Below are 4,165 nucleotides of genomic sequence, written 5' to 3'. Positions count from 1 at the left end.
TGCTGAAGAACGCCAGATAGTTGCCCGGGCGCTCGCTGAACTGGCGGGCGATCAGCTCGACGATCGGCTCCAGCGAGGCTTGGCGATGGTTAAAACGCGTGGAGATCTGGCTGACGATGTGCACCTGCAATTGCTCGGCGCTGAACGGCGATTCAACGTCGATGCACACCGTATCGGCGGGCGTGCCGAGCAGGTCGGCGTAATAGTTGCGCGGGCTCAGCGTGGCCGAGAACAGCACGCTGCTGCGCGCCGCGCTCAGGCGCGGGCCGATGAACGCGGCCGGCACCACGTTGCGCAGGCAAAGTTGCGACAGTGGACGCTTGCGGTCGAGGTCGCGTTTGCTGATATCGAACAGGTAATGCTCGTCGTACAGCTCGGCGACCCGGGCGAATTGCAGCAAGTCGAAATAGAAATTCTGCAGGCCGCTGTCGAGGCCTTGCGGATGTTCGTTGAGGTAATCGCCGATGGCCGCACAACACAGGGAGATGGCTTGCAGGAGTTTGTCCGGCGCCTTGTCGTAGGCCTGATACGCCGCCAGTTGCGGCGCGTGCAGCGCGTTCCATTCGCGATTGACCCGTTGCAGCGAATTCTTCAGCGCGGCCGGCGCGGTTTTGCGCACGCTGGCGAGGGTGAACTGGTCGAGGCTGGCGCTGTACATCTGCCGGCCGCGCTCGACCAGGTTGTGCGCCTCGTCGGCGAGCACCGCGACTTTCCACTGATTGAGCTGGGCCAGACCGAACAGCAGCGCGCTGAAGTCGAAGTAATAGTTGTAGTCGGCAACCACCACATCCGCCCAGCGGGCCATTTCCTGACTCAGGTAGTACGGGCACACGCTGTGCTGCGCGGCGACTTCACGCATCGCCGCCTGATCGAGCAGGTTGATGCGGCTGGCGGCTCCGCGGGCGGCCGGCAAGCGATCATAAAAACCCTGGGCCAGCGGGCAGGATTCGCCATGACAGGCCTTGTCCGGATGTTCGCAGGCCTTGTCGCGGGCAACCATTTCCATCACCCGCAGCGGCAAGTCCGGCGTTTGCCTGAACAACACCTGGCTGGCATCCAGCGCCAGCTTGCGTCCGGGAGTCTTGGCGGTGAGAAAGAACACCTTGTCCAGTTGTTGCGGCGCCAAGGCCTTGAGCATCGGAAACAGCGTGCCAAGGGTTTTGCCGATGCCGGTCGGCGCCTGGGCCATGAGGCAGCGGCCGGTGCTGACGGCTTTGAACACTGATTCGGCCAGATGCCGTTGGCCGGGACGAAAATCCGCGTGCGGGAACGCCAGTTGCTGCGCGGCCAGATTGCGCGCCTCGCGGTGGGCCATTTCCTGCTCGGCCCATTGCAGGAACAAAGCGCACTGCTGCGCGAAAAACCCCTGGAGCGATTCGGCGCTGTGGGATTCGACCAGACAGGTTTCCTTTTCGCTGACGACGTCAAAATACACCAGCGCCAGATTGATCTGCTGCAGTTGCAGCTTCTGGCACATCAACCAGCCGTAGATTTTCGCCTGCGCCCAGTGCAACTGGCGGTGATTGGCCGGTTGCTTGCTCAGGTCGCCGCGATAGGTTTTGACTTCTTCCAGGCAGTTTTGCGCCGGATCGTAGCCATCCGCCCTGCCCTTGACCTTCAACTCGCCGAACTCACCTTGCAGGGCCACTTCGCTCTGGTATTGCTCGCTGCGCCGCGAGGCCACGGTGCGATGGCCGACGATGCCTTCCAGCGCGGTCGGTGACGGGGTGAAGCGCAGGTCGAGGTCGCCGGTCTTGGCAGTGAACTCGCACAATGCGCGCACGGCAACGCTGTAGCTCAAGCGCTCTGCTCCGCCCATTGCACATAACACACGGCCACCGGCATCTGGTGCTCGTGGCAGAACTCCAGCCAGCGCAGCTGATTGTCCTGCAAGCGGTCGCCGGGGCCTTTGACTTCGATCATGCGGTAGGTCTTGTGCTGCGGCCAGAACTGGATCAGGTCCGGCATGCCGGCACGGTTGGCCTTGATGTCGAGCAGCAATCGGTTGAACCAGTGTTTCAGATGTTCGGCGGGCAGACAGGCCAGCGCCTGCTCCAGCAAGTCTTCATTGAGCGCGCCCCAGAACACGAACGGCGACTGGATGCCCCACTTGTCGACGAAGCGCTGGCGGATGGTCTCGACGTAGCGGCCGTCGTCGAGTTCGCCCAGGCAGGCCTGGAACAGCTCGGCGCGGCGCTCGAGGAAATCTTCGCTGAGCAGATCCACCGGGCCGCGCTGGAACGGGTGAAAGAACGCACCCGGCAACGGCGCGAAGATCGCCGGCCAGCACAACAGGCCGAACAGCGAATTGATCAGGCTGTTCTCGACGTAATGCACCGGGCCGTCATCGGCGTGCAAGTGCGCTTGTACGTGAAATTCCACCGACCGCGCCGGATCGATGCGCGGCAAGTGCAAGTCGAGGCGCTCGACCTCTCTGGCCTTGGCACGCTTGAGCGGCGGGCCACCGAGTTTGCGCCGCAGGCGCGGGACGATGCGCTGCAAACCTTGTTGCTCAGCCGCGCTTTGCGGGGCCTGTTCGGCCAGCGTGCCGAGCTCCAGCGCCAGCGCGTATTCGCCGCAGCGTTCGAGCACACGGATCATCCGCAGCCGTGCGCCCGGATAAGCGCAGTCGCGGTAAACACTCAGGGCCAGGGCAAAGTCGCCGATGCGCTCGGCGTATTGGCCGATCTGGAACAACGCCTTGGCTTGCCGGCGGCGCAGCCACGGGTTGTCGAATTGCACGGCGTTGATCTGTTCGACGATCTCGTCCAGCGCTTCACCGGCTTCGAAGCGCAACTGGCATTGATGCAGGAACAGGCAGGCGTCGACGTCTTCGCGACTGCGCAGGCCTCGGGAATCGGCGCAGAACTCGACTTTTTCATAGGTAAAGATGCCCAGGTCGGCCAGCACGAACTCCGACCAGTCCTGATACAGATTGCCGAAGAACATCAGGCGCAGGCGATCGCACAGGTCCATCAGGGTCAGGCTGAACAGCCGCTCAGCCAGTTGCGGCGCCCAAGCGCGCAGGGTTTGCGCGTCGGTGAACTGTTCGGCCAGCACCGGCAGCCATTCATCCTTGCGCCCTTTCGGCTGTTCGATAGAGGCGCCGAATGCCTGCAAAAGCTCGGCCTTGAGCAAGACATCGAACAGTTCTGCCAGTGTCAAATCCGCGTGTTCATCGAGCCAGCCGTGATCGAGCAACGGCCGCGCCGCCTCGGCAATGTCGCCGATTTCCAGATAATTGAGTTTGCTCGCGCGAAAGTGAATGCCCTTGCGCATGACCATGCGTACCAGCAATCCCTGCGAGGTTTGCGGCAGCGTGTTGAAGTCGCGGATGAAGCCGTGCTCGCTTTCGTTCATCACATCGGCATAGCGAAGCCCAAGCCAATCAAGCACTTGCCGGAAGTTGTTGAGGTAATAGAACGGATCGTCGAGAGGGTTGGAGGTCACGGGAATTCAAAGCCACGGCAAGCGAACACTGGTTATGCGTACAGATACCAGCTCAGCCCTGCCCGGCGCAAACGGAAAAAGATCAATGGCATTTTTTTGCGCCGCCATCGAACTTTTCCGCCGATGCTGGCACCAACCGCGTTACAGGGCCGACAATGCCCGCAATCACATTCAAGCAAGGAGTCAGAGGTGGGTATGAAAATCAAGATGCTGGGTATTCCTGTAGCGGTCGCAGCCCTGTTGGCGCTGGGCGGCTGTTCGACCCAGACCGTGGTGACGTTGCAGAACGGCACCCAGTACCTGACCGAGGACATGCCGAAGACCGAGACCGAAGACGGTTTCTATGAGTTCGAAGACATCTCCGGCGCCAAGGTCAAGGTTCGCGCTGATGAAGTAGCGACCGTGCGCAAGGAAGACTGACTTGGCTTGAATGATCGTTTTTCGCGAGCAGGCTCGCTCCCACACTGGATCTGCGTCGTCCACAAATCCCCTGTGGGAGCGAGCCTGCTCGCGAAGGGGCCGCCAAAGGCCCCGCATCAACCTCAGGCGATAACAACCCCGTCGGCACTCAAACTCCCAAGCGCCACCCCCACCAACGTCACCGAATCCGCACCAAACGTCAGCACGGTATCCTTCCCGACCGCCGACGCATGGGCGCGCAAATCATCCCCCGGCAATACGCCCTGCACGCCAAGAAACACCAGTTTGTCATCGG

At 61.8% G+C, this 4,165-nt stretch carries 3 protein-coding genes and 1 pseudogene; 1 reads left to right on the top strand and 3 read right to left on the bottom strand.

All coding sequences use genetic code 11. The annotated features are described in order from the left end of the window. Both D6877_RS01535 and D6877_RS01530 read right to left on the bottom strand, forming a co-directional pair. Positions 1-1,801, bottom strand: a 1,801-nt coding sequence (locus D6877_RS01535) for a DEAD/DEAH box helicase (protein WP_130909640.1), incomplete at its 3' end; no start/stop codon positions are given. Then, positions 1,798-3,450, bottom strand: a complete 1,653-nt coding sequence (locus D6877_RS01530) for a VRR-NUC domain-containing protein (protein WP_130909635.1) — start codon at positions 3,448-3,450, stop codon at positions 1,798-1,800. The genes D6877_RS01535 and D6877_RS01530, both read right to left, overlap by 4 nt. A gap of 195 nt (positions 3,451-3,645) precedes the next feature. On the opposite strand from D6877_RS01530, the gene D6877_RS01525 reads away from it, so the two are divergent. Continuing rightward, the gene (locus tag D6877_RS01525; RefSeq protein WP_016774830.1) at positions 3,646-3,870 is read left to right on the top strand and encodes a YgdI/YgdR family lipoprotein; all 225 of its coding nucleotides are present in this window, start codon (positions 3,646-3,648) and stop codon (positions 3,868-3,870) included. Between the two features lie 122 nt (positions 3,871-3,992). Here the strand turns inward: D6877_RS01525 and D6877_RS01520 are convergent. Beyond that, positions 3,993-4,165: pseudogene (locus D6877_RS01520) on the bottom strand (lipase); the annotation flags it as partial.

Source organism: Pseudomonas sp. Sample_9 (assembly GCF_004307535.1).
Classification (GTDB): domain Bacteria; phylum Pseudomonadota; class Gammaproteobacteria; order Pseudomonadales; family Pseudomonadaceae; genus Aquipseudomonas; species Aquipseudomonas mercuritolerans.
The sequence above is the reverse complement of the archived record's forward strand: the minus strand, read 5'-3'. Positions and strand labels throughout refer to the sequence as shown.

Coding starts and splice junctions, on each gene's coding strand:
- D6877_RS01525 (WP_016774830.1), top strand. CDS start 3,646: ATGAAAATCAAGATGCTGGGTATTCCTGTAGCGGTCGCAGCCCTGTTG.